Genomic DNA, 25,041 nt, shown 5'->3' on the forward strand with positions numbered 1-25,041 from the left:
CGAGAATGCATCAGCCAGGATTAAGCTGCAACTAAACCGTCACAATCGAGCCTTCCCGAATCGCGACCGGCCAGGGGGAGAGGCGTGCGCCGGGACATGGTCCGCCCAGGCAGCGTCCGTCCTCGACCGCGAAGATCGCGCCATGCCACGAGCACACGATCCGGTCGCCCTGCACGTAATCGTCGAGCACCTGGGCGAGCGGTAGCCCCATGTGCGGGCACCGATCGACATAGCCGTGGACGCTCTCGCCGCGCCGCACGACGAAGCCGTGGAAGCGACCCGCCTTCATCTCCAGCACGAAGCCGCGCGCGGCGCCGTCGGCGATCAGGTCGAGCGCGCCGAGCTTCACGCCGGCGGGGGTCGCGGTCAGGCGCTCGGTCAGGGCAGCCGCGCCTTGGGAAAGTCCGCCCAGCATTCGTCGTAATCGGGCTGCGAATGGTCGAGCGCGAAGCGGGTGGGACGGTAGGGCCAGCAGCTCTCGAGCATGAACGCCATCGTGCCGCCGATCTTGTGCGGCTTGAGTTCGGCGTTCGACGCCGCCTCCCACGTCGCCTTGTCCGGGCCGTGGCCGCTCAGCAGATTGTGGAGCGAAAGACCGCCCGGGCGAAAGCCCTCGGCCTTGGCGTCATAGGCGCCGGTCAGCAGCCCCATCGCCTCCGACATGATATTGCGGTGGAACCAGGGCGGGCGGAACGTGTCCTCGCCGACCATCCAACGCGGCGGGAAGATCACGAAATCGGCGTTGGCGCGGCCCGGCACGTCGCTGGGCGAGGTCAGCACGGTGAAGATCGAGGGATCGGGGTGGTCGAAGCTGACGGTGTTGATCGTGTTGAAGCGCGACAGATCGTAGCGCCACGGCGCGAGGTTGCCGTGCCAGGCGACGACGTCGAGCGGGGAGTGGTGGATCTCGGTCCGCCACAGCGAGCCGAGATATTTTTGGACGACCTCGAACGTCTCGTCGCGATCCTCGAACCACGCGACCGGGGTCTCGAAGTCGCGCGGGTTGGCGAGGCCGTTGGCGCCGATCGGGCCGAGATCGGGGAGGCGGAACATCGCCCCGTGATTCTCGGCGACATAGCCGCGCGCCGCGCCGTCGGGGAGGAGCGCGCGGAAGCGGACGCCGCGGGGGATCAGCGCGACCTGGCCGGGCGCGACCTCAATCGGGCCGAGTTCGGTGAGGAGGTCGAGGCGCCCCTCCTGGGGCAGGAAAAGCAATTCGCCGTCGGTATCGACGAAGACGCGCGCGTCCATGTCGCGGTTGGCGCTGTAGACATGCAGCGCGACGCCCTCGAGATCGGCGGGATCGCGATTCGCGAGCATCGTCGTCATGCCGTCGATCAGGTCGGTCCCGGCGGCGCTGTCTGCGACAGGGTCCCAGCGGAGGCGGTTGGGGGCGAGCGGTTCCTTGACGGTGCCGGGGGCGAAGCGGGGGGCGCCTTCGTAGCGGGTGAAGGGCGGGTGCTCGGCGCTCGGGCGGAGGCGGTAGAGCCACGAACGCCGGTTCTCGTGCCGTGGCGCGGTGAAGGCGGTGCCCGAGAGCTGCTCGGCGTAGAGGCCGAAGGCGGGCTTCTGCGGCGAGTTCCGACCGATCGGCAGCGCGCCGGGGACGGCCTCGGTGGAGACGTGGTTGCCGAAGCCAGGGAGGTAGGTGGTCATGTCACTTCCTTGATCCTCCCCGTTTACGGGGAGGTGGCGAGCGAAGCGAGACGGAGGGGGCTCTCCTCCCTATAAGCGTATCGAGGAGGAGAGCCCCCTCCACCATTCGCTGAATGCTCATGGTCCCCCTGCCCGTGAACGGGGAGGAATACCCCTTACTCCTCGACCTTGATGACGCCTCGACGGATCTGGTCCAGCTCGATGCTCTCGAACAGCGCCTGGAAGTTGCCGTTGCCGAAGCCCTCGTTGCCCTTGCGCTGGATGATCTCGAAGAAGATCGGGCCGAACATGTTCTCGGTGAAGATCTGGAGCAGGATGCCCTCGCCGGTCTCGACCGAGCCGTCGATCAGGATGCGGTTGCGACGGAGCCGTTCGAGATCCTCGCCGTGGCCTGGGACGCGCTTATCGACCAGTTCGTAATAGGTCTCGATCGTGTCCTGGAGTTTGACCCCGCGCGCGCGGAGCCGCTCGACCGTGTCGAAGATGTCGTCCGTCGTCAGCGCGAGGTGCTGGATACCCTCTCCCTGATACTGGCGGATGAACTCCTCGATCTGGGAATTGTCGTCCTGGCTCTCGTTCAAGGGGATACGGATCGCCTTGTCGGGGGCGATCATCGCCTGGCTGAACAGCCCGGTTGCCTTCCCTTTGATGTCGAAATACTTCTGCTCCTCGAACCCGAAGAGCGTCTTGTAGAACTCACTCCACACCCGCATCTGGCCGCGCCGGACGTTGTGGGTCAGGTGGTCGAGCAGGTCCAGGCCGACGGTGTTCTCCGCCTCGCGCTCGCGCCAGCCGGGGAACTCGGCCCAGTCGGCGTAGAGATCGTGTCCGTCCTCGATGAAGTAGAGGTACGACCCGCCGATCCCGCGGATCACGGTATCGTCCTCCTCGGTCCGCTCGGCCCCGTGCGCCAGCGCCCACTCGACGGCCTGCGATGGATCGGCGACCCGGAACGCCATCGCGCTTGCGGATGCGCCGTGGGCGTTGCGGAACTCCTTCACGCGCCCGGCCTCGTCGCGGTTGAGCATCAGGTTGATGCGACCCTGCTTGTAGCGGGTGATGTTCTTGGTCGGATGCCGGTGGCTCGGCACGAAGCCGAGCATCTCGAACTGGCGCGCCATCGCCTCGGGGTCGGGCGAGGTGAACTCCACGAACTCGAAGCCGTTGAGGCCGAGCGGGTTCACGGGCGTGCTGGTCGTATCGGCTTGCGGGTCGTCGAGCGCCATCGGTCCTGCTCCCAACTGGTATCAGATGAAACCATTATCCCGATTGAGCGGGCGGTGTCAAATGCTACGGTCCCGCCGATGGCCAACCGCCTCCAGCTCGACAAGTTCCTGCCGTATCGGCTCTCGATCACGTCCAATCTGGTCAGCGATCGGATTGCGCGCACCTATGAGGCTCTGTTCGGCCTGACGATCCCCGAATGGCGGCTGATCGCCGTCGTCGCCGAAGCAGGCGCGATCACCCAGGCCGAGATCGGCGAGCGGACGCGGATGGACAAGGTGACCGTCAGTCGCGCCGCAATCGCACTGGTCGGACGCTCGCTGCTCGCCCGGGCGCCGAACGCCGGCGATCGCCGCTCGCATCTGCTGTCGCTGACCGGGGAGGGGCAGTCGCTCTACGAGTCGGTGGCGCCCAAGGCGCTGGCCATGGAGACCGAACTGTTCGGTCGCTTCAATGCGGCGGAACTGGCGGCGTTCACGGCGATGCTCCGCCGCATCGACGCCGCCGCGATGGAGGATCCGGCATGACCGATCCGCTGATCGCCGGTGTCGAGCTGGGCGGCACGAAATGCAACCTGATCCTCGCGCGCGGTCCCGACGCGATCCTGGAGGAGAAGCGGATCGAGACGACCCGCCCCGCCGAGACCCTCGCTGCGATCGAAGGGGTGCTCGACACCTGGCGCGGGTTCGCCGCGGTCGGCATCGCGAGCTTCGGGCCGGTCTCGATCGACCGCGCTGCCGGCGACTATGGGCAGATCACCGTCACCACGAAGCCGCACTGGTCGCGTACGGACGTGGCGCGGCGGATCGCCGCGCACTGCGGCGTCCCGACCGGATTCCATACCGACGTGGTCGGCGCGGCGCTCGGCGAGGCGCGGTGGGGCGCCGGGATCGGACTTCCCGATCTCGCCTATGTCACGGTCGGCACCGGCGTCGGGGTCGGGCTGATCGCCGGCGGGCGTCCGGTCGACGGCCTGACCCATTCGGAACTCGGCCACGTCCGCCCGCGTCGCTTGGCAGGGGACGATTGGGTCGGCGGTTGTCCCTTTCACGGCGCGTGCGTCGAAGGGCTCGCCTCCGGGTCGGCGATCGCCGCACGGACGGGGATCAGGGGCCAGGACCTGCCCGCCGACCACCCGGCCTGGCGCCCTGTGGTCGACGCGCTGGGGCAGCTGCTCCACGTCGTGACCCTGACCGGGGTGCCGCGGCGCATCGTGTTGGGAGGCGGGATGATGGTCGGAAGCCCGTTCCTGTTGCCGCGCGTGCGTGATGCGCTGCGTCAGTCGCTCGGCGGCTATGTCGCGCTCGCCGAGGTGGAGGACATCGACACGTTCGTCGTTCCGGCGGCGCTGGGCGATCGCGCGGGTCCGTTAGGCGCGGTCGTGCTGGGTGCGCAGGCCCTTGAGTAGATAACGCAAAGACTGCGCCGAGCGAGGGTGTTTACGCGCGTTTAACCCGGTTCGCTTACCCGTGAGCAATCATAACCGGCGGATCGGTCGGTCCGGGCAGGAGGGCTGACGGCGATGCGCTTGTTGATCGTGGACGACGAACCCGCGATGCGCGAATCCTACCGGCGCTGTTTCGCGCCGGCGGTCGCCGCCAGCGCCGCGCTGTCCTCCATGGCGGCCGAGTTGTTCGGCGAGGAGCCGCTGGCATCGTCCGAGGCGACCGAAGGCGGTTTCGATCCGGTCTATTGCAGCCAGGGCCTGGATGCGGTGGCGGCGGTCCAGGCCGCCTTGGCCGAAGGGCGTCCTTTCCGGCTTGCGTTCATCGACGTGCGGATGCCGCCCGGGATCGACGGCAAGGAGACCGCGGCGCGCATCCGGGCGCTCGATCCCGAGATCAACCTGGTGATGGTGACCGGCTATTCGGACTTCTCGCCTGCCGAGATCAGCCGGGCCGCGGGGCCGACCGACAAGATCTTCTATCTCGCCAAACCCTTCGAAGTGGCGGAGATCGTCCAGACCGCCACCGCGCTCTGCAAACGCTGGGAAAACGATCGGGCGCTCGCGGTGGCGCGCGCGAAGCTCGCCGAGCAGGTGATCCGGCTCGAGGAGCAGTCGGCCGAACTTGCCGCGAACGAGAGCCGCGCCATCCACATGGCGACGCACGACGCGCTGACCGAGGCGCCGAACCGGCTCGCCTTTCAACGGGCCTTGGCCGAGCGATCCCGGCAGCCCGAAGTGTTCGCGGTCGCGATGGTGGACCTCGATCGCTTCAAGCTGGTCAACGACACGCTCGGCCATCTCGCGGGCGACGAATTGATCCGCGAGGCCTGTCAGATCCTCCAGCGCGCCGCGCCCGAGGAGGCGATGGTCGCGCGCCTGGGCGGCGACGAGTTCGGCATCCTGTTCGACGCGCCGGGCGGGGACGCCGCCTGCATGGCGTGTCAGCGCCTCGTCGCCGCCTGTTCGACGACCCTGAAGGTGCTGGGGCACTCGGTGCAGGGATCGGCTTCGGCCGGCGTGGTTACCGCCGGCGCCGACGGTCACCGCGATCCGATCGACCTGATGCGGCGCGCCGACCTCGCGCTCAACGACGCCAAACGGCAGGGGCGGGGCGTCGCGCGTCTCTTCGACGAGAGCATGGACGAAGGCATCCGCGTTCGTCGACGGATCGAGACCGGGCTCAGCCAGGCGATCGCTCGCAGCGAGCTGGCGATGGTCTATCAGCCGATCGTCAGCCGCGACGCGCTGGAAGTAATCGGCTTTGAAGCCCTGCTGCGCTGGAAGACCACCGAACACGGGCCGATCAGCCCCGCGACGTTCATCCCGATCGCCGAGGAATCGAACCTCATCCATGATCTGGGAGACTGGGTGCTCGCCGAAACGCTCCAGGTGCTCAAGGAGTGGCCCGGCCAGTACATCTCGGTGAATTTCAGCCCGCGCCAGTTCCGGCGGCATAACTTCGTCGGCTATATCGTCGATCAGGTCCAGCGCGCCGGTGTCGAGCCCAGCCGCTTCCAGATCGAAATCACCGAGACCGCGATCTTCGACGATGCCGAGCGCGCCGCCGAGACGCTCTACAAGCTGCGCCAGATGGGGTTCCGCATCGCGCTCGACGACTTCGGCACCGGCTATTCCTCGCTTTACAATATCCGCAAGTTCGCGCTCGACAGCCTGAAGATCGATCGAAGCTTCATCGACGGCATGGGGCGCGAGCGCGAGTCGGCGGCGATCGTCCACTCGATCATCCATCTCGGCCGCGCGCTGGGGCTCGGCGTGATCGCCGAAGGGGTGGAGACGCAGGCGCAGGTCCAGGCGCTCCGCCTCGCCGGCGCGAGTCATCTTCAAGGCTATTACTTCGCGCGCCCGATGTGCGCGGAGGATGCGCGCGGTGTCGCCCACGCCCGCTTCGTGGGGGCGACGCTCGATCTGCCCGCGACGGGAACCGAGGGGTGACCGAGCCCGCCGCGATCCGCGGCGGGGTCCGGTGGGACACGCTGCGCAATCCCCGTTCGCTCGGCGCCAGGCTGGTGCTGATCCTGACCGCAGTCGGGATCGTCGGCTCGCTGGGCATCACCCTGCTCCTCGCCAGCGTCATTACGCCGAGCTTCAGCCGGCTGGAGCAGAAGGCGGTCGAAGCGCACGTCGACCGGACGCGCGCCGCGCTCGCCGAATATCGCAGCAAGGTCGAGAGCGCAGTCAAGGATTATGGCGACTGGACCGCGAGCTACGACTATATGGCGCGGCCGACCTCGGCCTTCGAACGAGAGAGCTTCTCGCCGCTGGCCATGGCGAATCTCGGCGTCAGCGGCATGGCATATGTCGGGCGCGACCGGCGCGTCGTCATCGCCCGCTGGATCGACGGCCGGCGCAATGACTCGCCGCGGGGGCGCGCGCGGTTGGTGGAGGCGGTGCGCGGGTTGGACCTGGGCCGCCTCCTCGGCGCGAGCAGTTCGACCAGCTTCTACACGCGGCTCGGCGATGTGGTCGCCGCGGTCGGCGTGGCGAAGGTCCGCCGCAGCGACGGGACGGGTCAGCCGCGGGGCTACGTCCTTATGGCGCGTACGATCACCTCCGCTCAGCTCTCCGATCTGCTCCAGCTCGCCGCGAGAATCGACCTGACGCCGGCCGACCGAACGGTGATCGATCCGACGTCGGCACGCATGACGATCGCGGTGCCGGTCGACGGCGCGGGCGGGCGAGCGGTCGCGAGCGCCCACTTCAGCGTGTCGCGCGAGGTGTCGGTGCTGGGTCGGCGGATGCTGCTGCTGGCGGTCGCGGGATCGACGCTGCTGCTGCTGCTCGTCCTGATCGTGCTGCGACGGGTGATCTCCCGCCTGGTGCTCCGCCCGCTCGGCCGGGTCGAGAATCACATGGGGATGGTGAGCGCCTCGGGCTCGCTGACGCTGCTGGACGAAGAGTGGCGACATGACGAGATCGGCTCACTCGGCAAGAGCTTCAACGCGATGCTGCGGCAGCTGAAGGACATGCGCGAGCAGCTCGAGGCGCAGAGCTTCGCGCTTGGGCGGTCGGAGAGCGCGGTGGCGGTGATGCACAACGTCCGAAACGCGCTCAATCCGATCTCGACCATCCTGAGCCAGGGCGCGGCGCAGACCTCGCCGGTCGACCGGGCGATGGTCGATCGCGCGATCGCCGAACTGGCGGGCTGCGACATCCCGGACGCGCGCCGGCGCAAGCTGGCGGCCTTTGTGGCCGCGGCGGTCGAAGCGGGCGACGCTTCCCGAGACGAGCGCTTGAGTCAGCTGGAGATCGGCCGCAGCGCGATGCGGCATGTGCTCGAGATCATCGGCCAGCAGCAGGCGCATGCACACGAGCGTCCGCCACTGGCGGTCTGCGACGTCACCGAGATCGTCGCCCAGAACGCGACCATCGCGCGCTATTCGGGCGGCGCGTCGATCGCGTTCGCCTTTCCGGCGCAGCCGTGCCTGGTGCTGGCCAATCGCGTGATCCTTTCGCAGGTGATCGGCAACATGCTCGCGAACGCCGCGGAGGCGATCGCCGCGACCGGGCGCGAGAGCGGCACGATCGGGGTGACGATCCGCGCCGCCGACCGGGTGACGGTGCGGATCCGCGACGATGGGGAAGGCTTCCCGCCCGAGGTCGGCGCGACCCTGTTCCAGCGCGGCTTTTCCACCCGGCCGCACAAATCGGGCGGGCTGGGGCTTCACTGGTGCGCCAATTCGATGACGGCGATGGAAGGGTCCCTCCGCTTGGAGAGCGAAGGCAAGGGCCGCGGCGCGGTCGCCGTGCTGACGCTCAAGGCTCCTGCGGCGACGAGCGCGTCGAACAAGGCGGCGAAGGCGGCGTAGCGCTGTTAGGCGGCCACCGTCGCCCGCGCCGTCGGCAACAGCGCGTCGGGCATCCGCCGCCAGCCGGCGGGCGTCAGCATTTCGAGCGGGCGATATTTGATCTTGTAGGCCATCCGGCTGGACCCCTTCACCCAGTAGCCGAGATAGACGTACGGCAACCCCGCGACACGGGCGCGCAGGACGTGATCGAGGATGATGTAGGCGCCGAGTCCCCGGCGCGTCTCGTGGTCCGCGTCGTAGAAGCTGTACACCATCGACAGGCCGTCCGCCTGCCGATCCGTCAGGCACGCGCCCACCAGCCGTCCCTGCGCGCCGCCGATCGACGGTTCGCGATATTCGACGATCACCGAATTGACAGGCGACTGCTCGATCATGTCGGCGTAATCCTCCTCGTCCATGCCGGCCATGCCCCCGATCGGATGGCGGGCGGCGAGATAGCGGCGCAGCAGCTGGAACTGCTCGTCGGTCGCCCACGCACGGCAGCCCGTGACGTCGAGATCGGCGTTGCGGCGGATCAGCTTGCGCTGGGTCGCATTCGGCTGGAACTGCGGGGTGACGACCCGGACTGAGATGCACGCGCTGCAGCCCGCGCAGCTCGGCCGATAGGCGACGCCCTGGCTGCGGCGGAAGCCGATCCGGCCCAGCGCATCGTTCAATTCGTCGGCGTGCGGCCCACGCAATTCGGTGAAGACCTTACGCTCCTGCTTGCCGGGCAAATACGGGCAGGGCGACGGCGACGTCACGAAGAATCGGGGAAATCTGAAAGGCGCCGTCACCGCCGCATGGTCCGCTGCCCGATCATCGATGCATGTCTAACGCAGCCGCCGGGCGGGGGGGATATCGTGAAAATCGGATTCACCACGCGAACATGGTTAACCTGCCGCCGGGAATGTTGCCAGAGGGGCAAACAGTCCCGGATCAGGCCAGTTCGACCTGCGTGGTCTCGTACCCGGCCGCACGAAGCGCCGCGATCAGCCGATCGAGGTGCGCCCTGTCGCGCGCCTCGCACTCGATGTCGGTGATCAGCCCCTTCGCGGGCAGGGTCGTGAACACGCGCTGGTGATACACCTCGATGATGTTGATCCGCTCGGCGTCGAAGATGCGGGCGACGTTGTACAGCGCGCCGGGCTGATCCTGGAGCCGGATCCGGAGCCGGGCGAGCCGTCCCGAACGCGCGAGGTCGCGGAGCAGCACGTTGGCGAGCAGGCGGGTGTCGATGTTGCCCCCGCACAGCACGACGCCGACCGTCTTGCCGCGGAAGCGCTTGCCGTGCTGGAGCAGCGCCGCCATCCCCGCGGCGCCGGCGCCCTCGACCACGGTCTTCTCGATCTGGAGCAGCAGGCTGACCGATTGCTCCAGGCTGCGTTCTGAGACGAGGACGATGTCGTCGACCAATGCGGCGACCATCGTCGAAGTGATGCCGCCGGGCTCCTTGACCGCGATGCCCTCCGCGAGGGTGTCCCCCGCGCACGGCATCGCCGTGCGGTTGATGCGGTTGTACATCGACGGGAACAGCTCGGCCTCCACCCCGATCACCTCGATCGGATGGTCCCAGGCACGCGCGACCGTCGCCATGCCGCTGATGAGCCCGCCGCCGCCGATCGGGGTGACGATCGTGTCGATCGCCGGCACGTCCTCCAGCATCTCGATCGCGGTGGTGCCGGCGCCGGCGATGATCCGCGGATCGTCGAAGGGATGGACGAAGGTGTAGCCGCGCTCGCCCTCCAGGACCCGCGCATGGGCGTAGGCGGCGTCGAACGTGTCGCCGTGGAGGATCACGGTCGCGCCGTGTCCTTCGGTCTGCATCACCTTCACGGTCGGCGTGTTCGTCGGCATCACGATCACCGCGGCGACGCCGAGCCGGCTGGCGTGATAGGCGAGACCCTGCGCGTGGTTGCCCGCGGAGGCGGCGATCACGCCCTTGGCGCGCGCCTCCTCGGACAGCTGGAGCAGCGTGTTGAGCGCGCCGCGCTCCTTATAGGCGGCGGTGAACTGGAGATTCTCGAACTTCAGATAGACGGTCGCGCCGGTCAGCTGGCTGAGCGTCTTGCTGACGAGCGTGGGCGTGCGGACGACGCTGTCGCGGATGCGGGCGTGCGCGGCGCGAACGTCGTCGATCGTCACCGGCAGGGTCGTATGCATCTTCGCCGCAGTCGCCACGCCAACCTCCGTCAAGAAGAGCGCCGCCTAGACCAAAGGCGGGGCGGGGGCTAGGCGCGGTCCCATGAGGATCGCGTTCATCGGAACCGGGGTCATGGGCGCGCGGATGGCGAAGCACCTGGCCGCCGCGGGTCACACCGTCACCGTCTACAACCGCAGCCGCGACAAGGCGGAGGCGACCGGGCTGACGGTCGCCGACACGCCGGCGGCGGCGGCACGGGATGCGGACGCGGTGGTCGCCTGCGTCGGCAACGATGCCGATCTCGAACAGGTGACGCTGGGCGCCGATGGCACGTTCGCGGCGATGGCCGAGGAGGCGGTGTTCATCGACCACACCACCGTCTCCGCCGCGATCGCGCGACGGCTGGCGCAGGCTCGGGCGCTGGTCGTCGACGCCCCGGTCTCCGGCGGTCAGGCGGGGGCCGAGAAGGGTGCGCTCGCCATCATGTGCGGCGGCTCGGCGGTGGCGATGGCGAAGGCCGAGCCGGTCATGCAGGCCTATGCCGCGCGGATCGTCCATGTCGGCGCCGCGGGTGCGGGACAGCAGACCAAGATGGTCAACCAGATCTGCATCGCGGGTGTGCTCGGCGGCCTCTCGGAGGCGCTGCGCTTCGCGCAGGCGAGCGAACTCGACCTCGACAAGGTGCTCGCGGCGATCTCGGGCGGCGCGGCGCAGAGCTGGCAGATGGTCAATCGCTGGCCGACGATGGCGAAGGACGAGTTCGACTTCGGCTTCGCAATAGACTGGATGCGGAAGGACCTGGGGCTGGCGCTGGACGAGGCGCGGCGCAACGGCTCGACGCTGCCGGTCGCGGCGCTGGTGGACCAGTTCTACGCGGAGGTGCAGAAGATGGGCGGGGCCAGACAGGACACGAGCGCGCTCGTGCGGAGGCTCGCGAAGTGAGGGCGCTGGCCGCCGCGCTGCTCGCGACCGTCGCCAGCCCGGCGTTCGCCGATGCGATCGTCGACAACGTCAATGGGGTGACGCTCGACAAGAGCCAGCATGTCGTCCGCTTCAAGGCGATGATCCTCGACAGGGACGGCAAGGTCGTCCGGCTGGTGCCGCCCGGCGAGCAGCCGCCCAAGCCGACGAAGAAGGACCCGGGGCCGCGCTACGACTGGCGCGCCGACATGGGGGGCAAGGTGCTGGTGCCCGGCATGATCGACGCACATGCGCACGTGACCGAGATCGGGTTCGGCGCGCTGCTGCTCGACCTGTCGGACACGCGCTCGCTCGACGAGGCGAAGGCGAGGATCGCCGCTTATGCCGCCGCCAATCCGGATCGCAAGTGGATCCTCGGGCGCGGGTGGAACCAGGAGACGTGGCGGCTGGGACGCTTCCCGACCGCGGCGGAACTGGATGCGGTGGTCGGCGACCGACCGGTGTGGCTCAGCCGCGCCGACGGCCACGCCGGCTGGGCGAACAGCCGGGCGATGACGTTGGCCGGGGTCACCGCCAGGACGGTGGCCCCCGCGGGCGGGCGGATCGAGTCGACGGGCGGAACGCCCGCGGGCGTGTTCGTCGACGCGGCGCAGGCGTTGATCGAGAAGGTCGTGCCGCCGCCGCAGCCGAAGGACAGGGCCGCCGCCTTCCTGAAGGCCCAGGCCATGCTGCTCGGAAACGGGGTGACGGCGGTCGGCGCGATGTCGACGAGCGGCGACGACTGGATGACGTTCCGGCGGATGGGCGACATCGGCGCGCTGCGGATCCGGCTGATGGTCTACGCCGATGGGATCGACACCACCGTGGCCATCGGCGGGACGGGGCCGACGCCCTGGCTCTACGGCGATCGGCTGAAGCTGGAGGGGGTGAAGCTCTACGCCGACGGCGCGCTCGGCTCGCGCGGGGCGTGTCTCAAGCAGCCCTATGCCGATGCGGCCGGGCAGACGGGGCTGTGCTTCCTCAGCGACGACCAGCTTCAGAACCTGATGAGCCGGGCGGCCATGGACGGCTACCAGGTCGCGGTCCATGCGATCGGGGACAAGGCCAACGCCGAGGTGCTCGACGCCATCGACGAGCTGTCGGAGACCTACAAGGGCGACCGACGGTGGCGGATCGAACATGCGCAGATCGTCGACCCGAAGGACCTCAAGCGGTTCGGCGAGCACACCACGATCGCGTCGATGCAGCCGGTCCACGAGACCAGCGACCGCGTGATGGCGGAGGCGCGGCTGGGGCCGAACCGGCTGGGCGGAGCCTATGCGTGGCGGTCGATGCTCGAGGTCGGCGGCAAGCTCGCCTTCGGGTCCGACGCGCCGGTCGAGAGGCCCGATCCCTGGGCGGGCTGGGCGGCGGCGATCACGCGGCAGGGGCCGGATGGCCAGCCGGCGGGCGGGTGGCAGCCGCAGGAGGCGGTGACGCGCGAGCAGGCGTGGTGGGCCTATACGGGCGGCGCGGCCTATGCGGGGTTCGCGGAGCAGCAGTTCGGGTCGCTCCAGCCGGGGCAGCGCGCCGACTTCCTGATCGTCGACCGCGACCCGCTGACCGCGACTCCCGAGCAGCTGCGGGGAACCAAGGTGGAGCAGACCTGGGTGGGCGGACAGAAGATGTTCGACGCGCGGACGGGGAATTGATCGCCAGCAGCGTTGGGACGAGTCTACTCAATCCTCCCCGCTTGCGGGGAGGTGGCGAGCGAAGCGAGACGGAGGGGGCTCCCCTCCTCGAGACGCTTGGAGAGAGGAGAGCCCCCTCCGTCAGCCTTCGGCTGCCACCTCCCCGTGAACGGGGAGGATTTGCGCCCCTCGATCAAAAGGGCCGCGGCGCCCCCCGACGCCGCGGCCCTCTCCCGGATACGCAGGGAGGTACCTGGTTCAGGCGACCTGGGCGGCGACGCCCTCGTCGGGCTCGCGCAGCACGTAGCCGCGGCCCCAGACGGTCTCGATGTAATTCTCGCCCTCGCACGCCATCGACAGCTTCTTGCGAAGCTTGCAGATGAAGACGTCGATGATCTTGAGTTCGGGCTCGTCCATCCCGCCGTAGAGATGGTTGAGGAACATCTCCTTGGTGAGCGTCGTGCCCTTGCGGAGCGACAGCAGCTCCAGCATCGCATATTCCTTGCCCGTCAGATGGACCCGCGCCCCGTCGACCTCGACGGTCTTGGCGTCGAGATTGACCGCGAGCTTGCCGGTCTTGATCACCGACTGCGAATGGCCCTTCGAGCGGCGGACGACGGCGTGGATGCGCGCGACCAGTTCCTCACGGTGGAACGGCTTGGTGACGTAATCGTCGGCGCCGAAGCCGAAGCTGCGGACCTTGGAATCCATCTCGTTGATGCCCGACAGGATCAGCACCGGCGTCTGGATGCGCGCGACGCGAACCTTCTTGAGGACGTCGTAGCCGTGCATGTCCGGCAGGTTCAGATCGAGGAGGATGATGTCGTAATCGTAGAGCTTGGCGAGATCCAAACCCTCCTCGCCGAGGTCCGTCGTATAGACGTTGAACCCTTCGGTGGTCAGCATGAGCTCGATGGCCTTGGCCGTCGTCGGCTCGTCCTCGATCAGCAGAACACGCATCCGAAAACCCCCGTTGACGCGCCGATCCTCTGGTGCGGGATCGGCTGACGGTCTGATTCATTAACCAAACGCGATCTGAAGGCAAAAGGTAAATTAACGATTAAGCCAGCTTCTACCGCGAGTCGCAGCGGTCGCCCTTGTCGGTGAAGAGGGTGCGGTGCTCGGCGCGGGGGATCGGCTCCCCCAGCACCTCGCGCAGGTACAGGCTGCGGACCAGCGTGAAGACGACGACCAGGATCGCGGCGGAGAAGAACAGCCCGAACAGCCCGAACACCTCGCCGACCGCGATGATCGAGAACAGGGTGATCGCCGGCGGGATCGCGATGACGCGGCTGGTGACGAAGGGCGTGATGAGGTTCGTCTGGATCAGCCGCACGACTGCGAACACGATCAGCGCGCCCACCAGCGCGTGGGTGCCCGCGGTCGCCGCGAGTCCCAGCGCCGGCAGCATCGCCGCGAGCGGGCCGATGTAGGGGACGAACTCCGACAGCCCGGTCAGCAGTGCCAAGGCGGGCGCCGACGGCACGCCCGCGAGCCAGAGTCCGACCCCGACCAGCAGCCCCATCGTCGTCATCTGGACGAGCTGTGCGCGCAGCCAAAGGCGGAGCGTCGAGGCGGTGTCGGCGAGCGCATCCTCCATCGGCGCGCGTTTCGAGCGGGGCATCAGCAGCAGGAATCCTCGCTCGTACACCTTCGGATCGACCGCGAAGAAGATCGCGCCGATGAGGACGAGCAGCGCGTTGAGGATCAGCTCGCCGGCGCCCTGGGCCAGTCCCCCGATGTCCTGCGCGACCTTGCTGCCGGCATAAGCGGCGCGCACCGCGTCGACGATCTTCTGTCCGACGGGCGACTGGCCCATGTATCGCGCGAATTCGTCGACGAGTGCGGGCAGCCGTTCGACCAGCAGGTTCACCTGGCTGCGGAACTCCACCCCGAACAGCCAGCCGAGCAGGGACAGCATCGCCAGGACGACGACGATCGCCGCACCCACCGATGCGCGCGACGGCAGGCGAAGGTGGGTGACGAGCAGTTCGGCGATGGCGTGGATCACGATCGCGCCGAGGATGGCGCCGAACGCGAGGATCAGCAGATCGCCGGTCACGAAGATCGTGGCGGCGACCGCCGCGACGAGGATCAGCAGCCAGACGCGGCGGACGAAGCGCAGGTCGTCGGCGTCAGGGCGCAGACGCTTTTCGGCGGCGACAGGTTGAGTCGGTTGAGGCGTCGAGCGCGGTTCGGAGGGGGAGGGGGGCGGCGTCGGCGTCATCGTCCGGAACTCTGGCAGGAAACCGCCGTGTAGGACAGTCGGTCAGTCGCGGAGGCGCTGTTCCAGGAAGGCGATCAGCGCTTCCACCCGCGCGGGTCGCAGCGGGCTGGGCGGGGTCAGCAGGTGAAGTCCGATCGCGGCGGGTCGCCAATCGGGCAGGATCTCGACGACCCTGCCGCTCGTTAGTGCATCCCCCAGGATGAAGCCGGGTAGCCGGGCGATGCCGAGCCCGCCGACGAGCGCGGGGATCAATGCGTCGCCGCTGTTGCTCGATAGGGGGCCCTGCGGCTTGACCGAGGCTTCGGCCCCACCGGGACCGCGGAAGCGCCAGGGGCCGGAGACGTTGGTGTAGCCGAGCAGCCGGTGCTCCGCCAACTGCGCGGGGTGCGTCGGCGCGCCGTGGCGGGCGAGATAGGCGGGGGCCGCGACCAAATAGGAGACGACCGTGCACAGGCGTCGCGCCCGCAGCGAGCTGTCGGGCAGGTCGGCGATGCGGAGCGCGAGGTCGAAGCCCTCGGCGACGATGTCGACCCGCGCGTCCGACAGGTGCAGCTCGATCTCGACCGCGGGGTGATCGGCCAGGAAGTCCGCGACCAGCGGCGCGACGTTCGAAACGCCGAAGGTCATCGGGGCCGCCATCCGGATGCGGCCGGCATGGGTCTGCCCGGCATCGCGCGCCGATTCCTCGGCGCAGCGTGCCTCGTTCAGCATCCGGGCAGCGCGCTCGGCAAGCGGCTTGCCGGCTTCGGTCAGGGCGAGCCGGCGCGACGTGCGGTGGAACAGCGACTGGCCGAGCTGCGCCTCAAGCCGCGACACCGCCTTCGACACCGTGGCCTTGGAGAGCCCGATCGCATCCGCGGCGGCGCTGAACGAGCGGTGCTCGGCGACGGCGGCGAAGATCGCCCAGGCTTCGAGGTCGGGCAGGCGCATCGGCTTTCATTATCCCGGAAACGATCCGTTTCAACCGTTTCCGTTCCTGCGCGCGGGGTCTGCGCCTATGTTGGCGGCGAAGCGGGATCAACCAAGCGCAGGGAAGCTGTCATGACCAAAGTCCTCGTCCTCTATTATTCCTCCTATGGCCATATCGAGCAGATGGCCGACGCGGTCGCCGAGGGCGCGCGCGCCGGTGGGGCGGACGTGGATATCCGCCGCGTCGCCGAGACCGCCCCGCAGGAGGTGATCGAAGCCGCCCACTTCAAGACCGACACCGCGCATCCGGTGATCGAGTCGCCCGATGCGCTCGCCGACTATGACGCGATCGTCGTCGGCGCCCCGACGCGGTTCGGGCGGATGCCGAGCCAGATGGCGAGCTTCTGGGACACGACCGGCGGCCTGTGGTTCACCGGCAAGCTGATCGGCAAGGTCGGGGGCGCCTTCACCTCGACCGCGAGCCAGCATGGCGGCCAGGAGACGACTTTGTTCTCGATCATCACCAACCTGCTCCACCACGGCATGACGATCGTCGGGCTGGATTACGGGTTCAAGGGCCAGATGGGCGTGGACGAGGTCCGCGGCGGTTCGCCCTACGGCGCGACGACGATCGCGGACGGCGACGGCTCGCGCCAGCCGCACGCCGAGGAACTGGCGGCGGCGCGGTACCAGGGCAAGCGGATCGCCGAGACCGCCGCGAAGCTGAAGTAATCTCGCTCCTCCCCGCTTGCGGGGAGGGGACCGCGAAGCGGTGGAGGGGGCTCTCCACGGGCGACATCGCCTGTGGAGAGCCCCCTCCGCCAGCCTTCGGCCGCCACCTCCCCGCGAACGAGGAGGATCAAGGTTACGACCACGCCTCGAACGGCAGGTCGAGGTCGTCGGCGACCGCCTTGAACGCGATCTTGCCGCCGATGACGTTGAGCCCGGCCGCGAGATGCGGGTCGGCGCGCATCGCGGCGTCCGCGCCCAGGTTCGCCAGCTTGACCGCGAAGGGCAGCGTCGCGTTGTTGAGCGCGAAGGTGCTGGTGCGCGCGACCGCGCCGGGCATGTTGGCGACGCAATAGTGGATCACGCCGTCGACCTCGAACACCGGATCCTCGTGGGTGGTGGCGTGCGACGTCTCGAAGCAGCCGCCCTGGTCGATCGCGATGTCGACGAGGACCGCGCCGCGCTTCATCGTCGACACCATCTCGCGCGTGACGAGCTTGGGCGCGGCCGCGCCGGGGACCAGCACCGCGCCGATCACGAGGTGGGCCTGGCGCACCGCCGCCGCGATCGCCGCCTTGGAAGCGTAGGCGGTCTTGATCTGCGACGAGAAGAACATGTCGAGCTCGGCGAGCCGATCGTTCGAGATGTCGTAGATCGTCACGTCGGCGCGCATCCCGACCGCCATCTGCGCGGCGTTGACGCCCGAGACGCCGCCGCCGAGGATCGCGACCTTCGCGGGGGCGACGCCGGGGACGCCGCCGAGCAGGACGCCGCGGCCGCCCTGCTCCTTCTCGAGATAATGGGCCCCGACCTGGACCGACATGCGGCCGGCGACTTCGCTCATCGGCTTGAGCAGCGGCAGCCCGCCGCGTGCGGCCGTCACCGTCTCGTAAGCGATGCAGGTCGCGCCCGACTTCATCAGGCCTTCGGCCTGCGGCTTGTCGGCGGCGAGGTGGAGGTAGGTGAAGAGCAGGTGGCGCGGCTCGAGCATCGCGATCTCCGACGCCTGCGGCTCCTTGACCTTGACGATCATGTCGGCGGCGCGGAACACCGAGGCGGCGTCGGGCAGGATCGTCGCGCCGGCCTCAACGTAATCCGAGTCCTCGAAGTCGATGCCCATGCCCGCCTGGGTTTGGACGACGACCTCGTGACCGGCGGCGACCAGCTCCGCCACCGAAGGCGGGGTCAGGCCGACGCGATATTCGTGGTTCTTGATCTCTTTCGGCACGCCGACGCGCATGAGACACTCTCCTTCGATTCCGTGCTGGCCGCGCGGGCGTGTCCCGGCGCGACTCCATGACGGTCCGTTGCCAGAACGCGCGGCGTTGCAGAAGTGCATCGCCGCGCGCACCGTCTCGCCGCACCCCGTTCGGCTCGATTGCCCGGCCCCGAGGCGCATGATAGTGCGCCGCCGCATGGACAGGGGTGCTTCGCCGCGGATGCGGTCTCGGGCGAGTCGATGAGCACCGGCATCCCCGATCCGGGAACCGGGGCGCCGGCGGCCCCCGCCGCGCCGGTCGATGCGGCGCCCTCGGGCCAGGCGCACGATCACAGTCACGACGGCGTGCTGAAGCTTGCGGTGGGCGCGATCGGCGTCGTCTTCGGCGACATCGGCACCAGCCCGCTGTATGCGTTCCGCGAGACCTTCGCCGGGCATCACAAGCTGGCGCTCGACGCCGCCCACATCATGGGCGTGATGAGCCTGATGTTCTGGTCGATGATGGTGGTGGTGACGCTGAAGTACGTCAGCATCATCATGCGCGCCGACAACAAGGGCGAGGGCGGCAGCCTGGCGCTGCTCGCGCTCGTCTCCGGGAAGGCGCGGACGAAGTATTGGAGCCGCGGCATCGTCCTGCTCGGGGTGTTCGCGACCGCGCTGTTCTATGGCGATTCGATGATCACCCCGGCGGTGTCGGTGCTGTCGGCGGTCGAGGGGCTGGCGGTCGCCGCCCCGGCGTTCGGCAATCTGGTGATGCCGATCGCGATCGTGATCCTGATCGGCCTGTTTTGGATCCAGTCGAGCGGGACGGCGCGGGTGGGCCTGTTCTTCGGCCCGGTCATGCTGGTCTATTTCGCGACGATCGCGGTGCTGGGGGTGTTGAGCATCGCGCGCTACCCGGGCGTGCTCTGGGCGTTCTCGCCGCATTACGCCTTCGAATTCTTTGCGCTGGATCCCAAGCGCGCGTTCCTGGCGCTCGGCTCCGTCGTGCTGGCGGTGACGGGCGCGGAGGCGCTCTACGCCGACATGGGGCATTTCGGGCGCAAGCCGATCCAGCTCTCATGGCTGTGGTTCGTGCTGCCGGCGCTGATGGCCAATTACCTGGGGCAAGGCGCGCTGCTGTTCCGCGAGGGCGCGACCGCGTTGCAGAGCCCGTTCTACATGCTCGCTCCCGAAGCGCTCCAGCTGCCGTTGGTCATCCTGGCGACGATGGCGGCGGTGATCGCGAGCCAAGCGGTGATCTCGGGCGCGTTCTCGGTCACGCACCAGGCGATCCAGCTCGGCTTCGTCCCGCGGCTGAAGATCGAGCATACCAGCGCGGTGACGGTCGGGCAGATCTACATCCCGGTCGTGAACCGCGCGCTGATGATCATGGTGATCCTGCTGGTCCTGTTCTTCCAGACCTCGTCCAACCTGACCTCGGCCTACGGGATCGCGGTGACGGGGGCGATGGCGATCGACACGTGCCTGCTAGCGGTGCTGCTGCGGCGGCTGTGGAACTGGCCGTGGTACGCCGCCTATCCGGTGCTCGGCCTGTTCTTCCTGGTCGACGGGGCGTATCTGGCGGCGAACCTGACCAAGGTGCCCGCAGGCGGCTGGTTCCCGCTGCTGGTCGGGTTCATCATCTTCACGCTGCTGACCACCTGGTCGAAGGGGCGCCAGCTGATGATGGCGCGGATGCGCGAGGCGGCGATGCCGATCAAGGTGTTCGTCCAGTCCGCGGTCGGCTCCGCGACCCGCGTCGCCGGAACCGCGGTGTTCATGACCTCGACCCCCGAGGGCGTGCCGCCCGCGCTGCTCCACAACCTGAAGCACAACAAGGTGCTGCACGAGCGGATCATCCTGCTGACCGTCCGCGTGACCGAATACCCGTACTTCGCCGACGAGAACCGATTCCTCCACGAGGACCTGGGGCAGGGCTTCCACCGCGTCATCCTGCGCTACGGCTTCATGGAGGAGCCCGACGTGCCGGCCTGCCTCAAGATGCTCCACGTCTGCGGTCCAGATTTCCGGATGATGGACACCAGCTTCTTCCTGTCGCGGCAGACCTTGCTGGCGTCGGAGCGGCCGGGGATGGCGATCTGGCGCGAAAAATTGTTCGCCTGGATGCTGCGCAATGCGGAAAGCGCGATGGAGTTCTTCCGCCTGCCGACCAACCGCGTGGTCGAGCTGGGGAGCCAGATCGAGATCTGAGCGGTTGGGGGAGGGTGATTCCCGCTCCCATCATCGTCTCCGCGCTGTTCGGCCCAGAGGACCAGGCGTGGTTCGACGGCCTGCGCCGCGCCCACTTCCCGCCCGAGCGCAACCATCTCGACGCGCATCTAACGATGTTCCACCATCTGCCTCCTTCGATCGCCGACGAGGTGAAGCGACGGCTGGCTGAGGAGACGCGCGGCGCGCGAGCGCCCGAGGCACGGTTGGCGGGACCGTATTCGCTGGGGCGCGGCGTCGCCTATCGGATCGACTCGCCGGGCCTGGCGGCGGTCCGGGCGCGGCTGGCGGAGGCGTTCGCGGGGCTGCTGACGCCGCAGGACGAGTCGGGCTGGCGCGCGCACGTGACGGTGCAGAACAAGGTCGAGCCGGCGGCGGCGAAGGCGCTGCTGTCGGCGCTGTCGGCGGAGTTCGCGGCGCGGCCGCTGCGGATCGCCGGACTGGCGAGCTGGTGGTATCGCGGGGGACCGTGGGAGCCGCTGTCGACGCACCGGTTCGCGTGAATGGTAGCGGAGGGGCAAGCGTCCCCGGCATTATCAGTCACTTACTGCCGATATCCGCATGTTTCATGAAACAGGTGTCAATCCCTCACTTGAGCACGGGTGAGGGATCGGTGCCTTCAGCATGTTTCAGACGACCGCATGAGGCATGCTTCAGCGGCGGGAAGGACCGGTTTGGGAATGCGGTCGCTACGTCAAAGAGCGATAGATCGCGTCACAGACCATCGCCACAGTGACTACGGACATGCCGACGATGAAAGCCCAGTATCGCCCGGGGTCACTGGATCGCGACGCTTCCCGGTAAGCCGCAGGAGCGCGATGAAGATCAAGTCTGCCGGTGCGTAGCTGAACCGCTACGGAGATCGCGCAAATCGAAGCGAGCAAAAACTCAAACCAGATCGGGGCTGCCATGATCGCCTCATAGCAGAAAACGGCTCCAGCGACATGCCCACTATCTTCAAGCGCCGCAGCAGCGGGTGCGGATCATGTGGCGCGATCGGAGGGGTGGCAATCCCTCTCGCGTCGGCAACCCTCCAAACCTGAAATACGCCCGAGAACAGGCGCTATTTTTGGTTTCAGAAACGACGCTCTGATGGGGTGTTTCAGCGCCTAAAGGCCTGCTTTTCTTGACCGTCGTGGTAGCGGAGGAGGGACTTGAACCCCCGACCCCAGGATTATGATTCCCGTGCTCTAACCAGCTGAGCTACTCCGCCCCGTGGGGCCCCGTCGCGCTACCCGGCGCCGGGAGGCGCGCTGATAGCAGGGGGCGCGGCGTCGTCAAGTCGGGACGCTTCTCAGAGCCCGGCTTTCACATGCCTTCCGTTCGTCCTGAGTAGGGGCCGAGCGTAGCGAAGCCTGGTATCGAAGGACATGAGGCGGGCGGTCCTTCGATCCGCCCCTTCGCGTTCGCTCAGTTGCTACTCAGGACGAACGGTGTCGAGAGCTCCGAGCGTCAAGCCGGGACGCCGTACAGGTCGTGCTCGTCGGCGTCCTCGATCAGGACGGGAACGATGTCGCCCTCCGCCAGATGCCCGGCGTCGCGGAGCTGGACCTCGCCGTCGATCTCGGGCGCGTCGGCCATCGAGCGGCCGGTCGCGCCGTCTCCGCCGACCGCGTCGATGATGACGTCGAGCGTGCGGCCGATCTTGGCCTGGAGCCTGGCGGTCGAGATCGCGGCGGTCTTCTCCATCAAACGGGCGTAGCGCTCCTCCTTGACCTCCTCCGGCACGGGGTTCGGGAGGTCGTTGGCAGGGGCGCCCGCGACCGGCTCGAAGCGGAAGGCACCGACGCGGTCGAGTTGGGCCTCGTCGAGCCACTGAAGGAGGTATTCGAAGTCCGCCTCGGTCTCCCCGGGAAAGCCGACGACGAAGGTGGAGCGGATTGCCAGGTCCGGGCAGACCCGGCGCCAGGCATGGATGCGCTCGAGTACCCGCGCCTCGTTGGCAGGGCGCTTCATCGCACGCAGCACCGACGGGCTCGCGTGCTGGAAGGGGATGTCGAGATAGGGGAGCACCAGCCCCTCGGCCATCAGCGGGATGACCTGATCGACGTGCGGGTAGGGGTAGACGTAGTGGAGCCGGACCCACGGCGCGATGCGACCGAGCTCGCGGGCGAGATCGGTCATGTGGGGGACGACCGCGCGACCCTTCCACATCCGCGGCTCGCGGCGGATGTCGATGCCGTAGGCCGAGGTGTCCTGGCTGATGACCAGCAGCTCCTTCGTGCCGGCGGCGACGAGTTTCTCGGCCTCGCGCAGGATCGCGTCGGGGCGGCGGCTGACGAGGTCGCCGCGCAGCTGGGGGATGATGCAGAAAGCGCAGCGGTGGTTGCAACCCTCGGAGATCTTCAGATAGCTGTAGTGACGCGGGGTGAGCTTGAGGTCGGTATCTTCGACCGACCCGCCGGGGACGAGATCGAGATAGGGCGAGCGCGCGGGCGGGGCGGCGGCGTGGACCGCCTCCACCACCTGGGCGTATTCGTGGGCGCCGGTGATCGCGAGGACGTTGGGGAAGCGCGCGCGGATCGTCTCCGCCTCCTTCCCCATGCAGCCGGTGACGATGACGCGACCGTTCGCCGCGATCGCCTCGCCGATCGCCTCGAGCGATTCCTCCTTGGCGGAATCGAGGAAGCCGCAGGTGTTGACCAGCACCACGTCCGCGCCCGCGTAGTCGGGGGACATCTGGTAGCCGTCGGCGCGCAGGGTGGTGAGGATGCGCTCGGAATCGACGAGGTTCTTCGGACAGCCGAGCGAAACCATGCCGACGCGCGGCGGGGAGGGGAGGACAGTCGCCATGGGAGGTGGGCCACATAGGGGAGTGCGGGCGATTTTTCCAGCGGCCCCCTTCCGTTCGCCCTGAGCTTGTCGAAGGAATGCCCTTGCTCAAGAAGGAGGGTAGGCCTTCGACAGGCTCAGCCCGAGCGGAGTTCCGATGGGACGTTGGCAAACCCTGATTAGTCACCACGACACTCCGCCCCGAAGGGTCGACCGCGTTCAAACTCGCTTTTCGCCGAGCGGCTATCGACCGTCCGTGATCGAGTATCGCGTTTTTGCGGACGCAGGGCTGACGTTGCCTCCGGTCGAGCGCGCCGAGCGGAGAGACGGGCTGTGGCGAACGACCTGCTTTGAGTTGTTCATCCAATCCGAAGGCGAGGAAGGATATCGCGAGTTCAACTTCTCGCCCTCGCACTGCTGGGCAGCCTATTGCTTCGACTCATATCGGAAGGGAATGCGCGAGCTGCCGCTTGATACGCCCATGATTAAGGGGTGGGCGGACGTAACTGGCTACGCTCTTCACGTCGAGCTGGACCTGATTGCACCGTGGGCATCGGCGAGCCGCGTGGGCCTGTCGGCAGTGATCGAAGAGGCTGACGGCACGAAGTCGTTCTGGGCGTTGGCGCATCCGTCAGCCGCACCCGACTTCCACCATCCCGATTGCTTCGCGCTCCAACTCCCGCCACTCATCTAACCATGAAGTTCGGGATCGATCGCCTCCTCGCCGACGCCAGCCTCCGCCGTCCGCTGGAGGGGAAGCGCGTCGCGCTGCTCGCGCATCCGGCGTCCGTCACGGAGGATTTGACCCACAGCCTCGACGCGCTGGTCGCGGCGGGGCTGAACGTCAGCGCGGTGTTCGGGCCGCAGCATGGGGTGCGGGGCGATCTCCAGGACAACATGATGGAGTCGCCCGACTTCACCGATCCGACCTACGGCATGTCGGTGTTCAGCCTCTACGGCGAGGTGCGGCGACCGTCGGGGCAGAGCATGTCGACGTTCGACGTGCTGCTGGTCGACCTCCAGGACGTCGGCTGCCGGATCTACACCTTCGTCACCACGCTGTTGTACGTGCTCGAAGCCGCGGCGGAGCATGGCAAGAGCGTGTGGGTGCTCGATCGGCCGAACCCGGCAGGGCGGCCGGTCGAGGGGACGATCCTCCAGCCGGGCTGGGAGAGCTTCGTCGGGGCGGGGCCGATGCCGATGCGGCATGGGATGACGCTGGGCGAGCTGGGGCGTTGGTTCGTCCAGCACTTCAAGCTCGACGTCGACTTGCGGGTGATCGCGATGGAGGGGTGGATGCCCGATGCCGCGCCCGGGTTCGGCTGGCCCGCCGAACGACCGTGGATCAATCCCAGCCCCAACGCGGCCAACGTCAACATGGCGCGCTGCTACGCGGGCACGGTGATGCTGGAGGGGACGACGCTCAGCGAAGGGCGCGGAACGACGCGGCCGCTGGAGCTGTTCGGCGCGCCCGATCTCGACGCGCGCGCGGTGATCGCCGAGATGCGCCGACAAGCGCCCGAGTGGCTCGAAGGCTGCACGCTGCGCGACCTGTGGTTCCAGCCGACCTTCCACAAGCACGTCGGGCGATTGTGCGCGGGCGTGTTCGTCCATGCCGAGGGGCCGGCGTACGATCACGCGCGATTCCGGCCGTGGCGGGTGCAGGCGGCGGCGTTCAAGGCGATCCGCACGGTGTATCCGGATTACGAGCTGTGGCGGGACTTCGCGTACGAATATGAATTCGGCAAGCTGGCGATCGACGTGATCAACGGCGGTCCCTCACTGCGCGCCTGGGTGGACGACGCCGTCGCCCGTGCGGAGGATCTCGATGCGCTCGCCGGCGCGGACGAGACGCGCTGGCGTGAGGAGCGCGCGGCGTACCTGCTCTACTGATGCCGAAATGGGCTCGATTCATCGGACTTGCGTGCCCCGCCTGTCGACAGGCCGGCAACACGGATTAGTCATATCCGTGTCGTAGGGTCCGAGTCGGGCCTGAAACGATTCGGCGGGTCGAGAAGAAGATGGAGTCGAGCGTTCGGTATTATGCGCGACGCGCGGCCGCGGAGGCGCTAGCCGCGCAGCGCGCCGTCACCCCGGAGGCGCGGGC

At 68.2% G+C, this 25,041-nt stretch carries 21 protein-coding genes and 1 tRNA gene; 11 read left to right on the forward strand and 11 right to left on the reverse strand.

Going from position 1 to position 25,041, the window contains the following annotated elements; genetic code table 11:
- Positions 1 to 31 precede the first annotated feature (31 nt).
- The 3 genes from AC4GYY_RS02685 to hppD form a co-directional block, all read right to left on the reverse strand.
- Positions 32 to 415 carry a Rieske (2Fe-2S) protein gene (locus AC4GYY_RS02685; RefSeq protein WP_491118574.1) on the reverse strand — a complete coding sequence of 128 codons (384 nt, stop codon included), beginning with the start codon at positions 413 to 415 and terminating at the stop codon, positions 32 to 34.
- On the reverse strand, positions 379 to 1,656 hold the full coding sequence (gene hmgA, locus AC4GYY_RS02690) for a homogentisate 1,2-dioxygenase (RefSeq protein WP_491118576.1): 1,278 nt from the start codon (positions 1,654 to 1,656) through the stop codon (positions 379 to 381). Before hmgA ends, AC4GYY_RS02685 begins: the two co-directional genes overlap by 37 nt.
- Before the next feature lie 155 nt (positions 1,657 to 1,811).
- Complete coding sequence (gene hppD, locus AC4GYY_RS02695) at positions 1,812 to 2,882, reverse strand: 4-hydroxyphenylpyruvate dioxygenase (protein ID WP_491118578.1); 1,071 nt, start codon at positions 2,880 to 2,882, stop codon at positions 1,812 to 1,814.
- A 78-nt stretch (positions 2,883 to 2,960) separates the two neighbouring features.
- Between hppD and AC4GYY_RS02700 the strand changes: the two genes are divergently transcribed.
- The 4 genes from AC4GYY_RS02700 to AC4GYY_RS02715 all read left to right on the forward strand — a co-directional run bounded on the left by AC4GYY_RS02700 (position 2,961) and on the right by AC4GYY_RS02715 (position 8,154).
- On the forward strand, positions 2,961 to 3,407 hold the full coding sequence (locus AC4GYY_RS02700) for a MarR family winged helix-turn-helix transcriptional regulator (protein WP_491118580.1): 447 nt from the start codon (positions 2,961 to 2,963) through the stop codon (positions 3,405 to 3,407).
- On the forward strand, positions 3,404 to 4,288 hold the full coding sequence (locus tag AC4GYY_RS02705; protein ID WP_491118582.1) for an ROK family protein: 885 nt from the start codon (positions 3,404 to 3,406) through the stop codon (positions 4,286 to 4,288). The genes AC4GYY_RS02700 and AC4GYY_RS02705 overlap by 4 nt, the downstream gene beginning before the upstream one ends.
- A 114-nt stretch (positions 4,289 to 4,402) precedes the next feature.
- Positions 4,403 to 6,280: an EAL domain-containing protein gene (locus AC4GYY_RS02710; RefSeq protein ID WP_491118584.1), complete on the forward strand. Its 1,878-nt coding sequence runs from the start codon at positions 4,403 to 4,405 to the stop codon at positions 6,278 to 6,280.
- A complete protein-coding gene (locus AC4GYY_RS02715) occupies positions 6,277 to 8,154 on the forward strand; it encodes a CHASE4 domain-containing protein (RefSeq protein WP_491118586.1) in 1,878 nt (625 codons plus the stop codon). The genes AC4GYY_RS02710 and AC4GYY_RS02715 overlap by 4 nt, the downstream gene beginning before the upstream one ends.
- 5 nt (positions 8,155 to 8,159) lie before the next feature.
- Here AC4GYY_RS02715 and AC4GYY_RS02720 read toward each other — a convergent pair whose 3' ends face one another.
- Together AC4GYY_RS02720 and AC4GYY_RS02725 are read right to left on the reverse strand one after the other, a co-directional pair.
- Positions 8,160 to 8,930 (reverse strand): arginyltransferase, encoded by a 771-nt coding sequence (locus AC4GYY_RS02720; RefSeq protein WP_491118588.1) that lies wholly within the window; start codon positions 8,928 to 8,930, stop codon positions 8,160 to 8,162.
- Positions 8,931 to 9,072: 142 nt separating this feature from the next.
- Positions 9,073 to 10,314 carry a threonine ammonia-lyase gene (locus AC4GYY_RS02725; protein ID WP_491118590.1) on the reverse strand — a complete coding sequence of 414 codons (1,242 nt, stop codon included), beginning with the start codon at positions 10,312 to 10,314 and terminating at the stop codon, positions 9,073 to 9,075.
- 64 nt (positions 10,315 to 10,378) lie between these two features.
- On the opposite strand from AC4GYY_RS02725, the gene AC4GYY_RS02730 reads away from it, so the two are divergent.
- Complete coding sequence (locus AC4GYY_RS02730) at positions 10,379 to 11,218, forward strand: NAD(P)-dependent oxidoreductase (RefSeq protein WP_491118592.1); 840 nt, start codon at positions 10,379 to 10,381, stop codon at positions 11,216 to 11,218.
- The gene (locus tag AC4GYY_RS02735) at positions 11,215 to 12,888 is read left to right on the forward strand and encodes an amidohydrolase (protein ID WP_491118594.1); all 1,674 of its coding nucleotides are present in this window, start codon (positions 11,215 to 11,217) and stop codon (positions 12,886 to 12,888) included. Before AC4GYY_RS02730 ends, AC4GYY_RS02735 begins: the two co-directional genes overlap by 4 nt.
- A gap of 237 nt (positions 12,889 to 13,125) precedes the next feature.
- Here AC4GYY_RS02735 and ctrA read toward each other — a convergent pair whose 3' ends face one another.
- The 3 genes from ctrA to AC4GYY_RS02750 all read right to left on the reverse strand — a co-directional run bounded on the left by ctrA (position 13,126) and on the right by AC4GYY_RS02750 (position 16,024).
- Positions 13,126 to 13,827: a response regulator transcription factor CtrA gene (gene ctrA, locus AC4GYY_RS02740; protein WP_491118596.1), complete on the reverse strand. Its 702-nt coding sequence runs from the start codon at positions 13,825 to 13,827 to the stop codon at positions 13,126 to 13,128.
- Between the two features lie 112 nt (positions 13,828 to 13,939).
- Positions 13,940 to 15,094, reverse strand: coding sequence for an AI-2E family transporter (locus tag AC4GYY_RS02745; protein ID WP_491118598.1), 1,155 nt, complete (start codon positions 15,092 to 15,094; stop codon positions 13,940 to 13,942).
- Between the two features lie 42 nt (positions 15,095 to 15,136).
- Positions 15,137 to 16,024 carry a LysR family transcriptional regulator gene (locus tag AC4GYY_RS02750; protein ID WP_491118600.1) on the reverse strand — a complete coding sequence of 296 codons (888 nt, stop codon included), beginning with the start codon at positions 16,022 to 16,024 and terminating at the stop codon, positions 15,137 to 15,139.
- Between the two features lie 111 nt (positions 16,025 to 16,135).
- Between AC4GYY_RS02750 and wrbA the strand changes: the two genes are divergently transcribed.
- A complete protein-coding gene (gene wrbA / locus AC4GYY_RS02755; RefSeq protein WP_491118602.1) occupies positions 16,136 to 16,735 on the forward strand; it encodes an NAD(P)H:quinone oxidoreductase in 600 nt (199 codons plus the stop codon).
- Positions 16,736 to 16,868: 133 nt separating this feature from the next.
- Here the strand turns inward: wrbA and ald are convergent, their stop codons facing one another.
- Positions 16,869 to 17,972: an alanine dehydrogenase gene (ald, locus tag AC4GYY_RS02760; RefSeq protein WP_491118604.1), complete on the reverse strand. Its 1,104-nt coding sequence runs from the start codon at positions 17,970 to 17,972 to the stop codon at positions 16,869 to 16,871.
- A 219-nt stretch (positions 17,973 to 18,191) separates the two neighbouring features.
- Between ald and AC4GYY_RS02765 the strand changes: the two genes are divergently transcribed.
- Together AC4GYY_RS02765 and AC4GYY_RS02770 are read left to right on the forward strand one after the other, a co-directional pair.
- Positions 18,192 to 20,144, forward strand: a complete 1,953-nt coding sequence (locus tag AC4GYY_RS02765; RefSeq protein WP_491118606.1) for a potassium transporter Kup — start codon at positions 18,192 to 18,194, stop codon at positions 20,142 to 20,144.
- A gap of 17 nt (positions 20,145 to 20,161) precedes the next feature.
- Positions 20,162 to 20,665, forward strand: a complete 504-nt coding sequence (locus AC4GYY_RS02770; protein WP_491119279.1) for a 2'-5' RNA ligase family protein — start codon at positions 20,162 to 20,164, stop codon at positions 20,663 to 20,665.
- 633 nt (positions 20,666 to 21,298) lie between these two features.
- Here the strand turns inward: AC4GYY_RS02770 and AC4GYY_RS02775 are convergent.
- Together AC4GYY_RS02775 and rimO are read right to left on the reverse strand one after the other, a co-directional pair.
- Positions 21,299 to 21,375: transfer RNA gene (locus tag AC4GYY_RS02775), tRNA-Met, on the reverse strand.
- A gap of 239 nt (positions 21,376 to 21,614) precedes the next feature.
- Positions 21,615 to 22,955 carry a 30S ribosomal protein S12 methylthiotransferase RimO gene (rimO, locus tag AC4GYY_RS02780; RefSeq protein WP_491118608.1) on the reverse strand — a complete coding sequence of 447 codons (1,341 nt, stop codon included), beginning with the start codon at positions 22,953 to 22,955 and terminating at the stop codon, positions 21,615 to 21,617.
- Between the two features lie 235 nt (positions 22,956 to 23,190).
- Here rimO and AC4GYY_RS02785 point away from each other — a divergent pair, with 235 nt between their 5' ends.
- Both AC4GYY_RS02785 and AC4GYY_RS02790 read left to right on the forward strand, forming a co-directional pair.
- The gene (locus tag AC4GYY_RS02785; RefSeq protein ID WP_491118610.1) at positions 23,191 to 23,628 is read left to right on the forward strand and encodes a DOMON-like domain-containing protein; all 438 of its coding nucleotides are present in this window, start codon (positions 23,191 to 23,193) and stop codon (positions 23,626 to 23,628) included.
- 2 nt (positions 23,629 to 23,630) lie between these two features.
- Positions 23,631 to 24,827: an exo-beta-N-acetylmuramidase NamZ family protein gene (locus AC4GYY_RS02790; protein ID WP_491118612.1), complete on the forward strand. Its 1,197-nt coding sequence runs from the start codon at positions 23,631 to 23,633 to the stop codon at positions 24,825 to 24,827.
- The last annotated feature ends 214 nt before the right edge of the window (positions 24,828 to 25,041 follow it).

Source organism: Sphingomonas sp. SP6, from assembly GCF_058313435.1.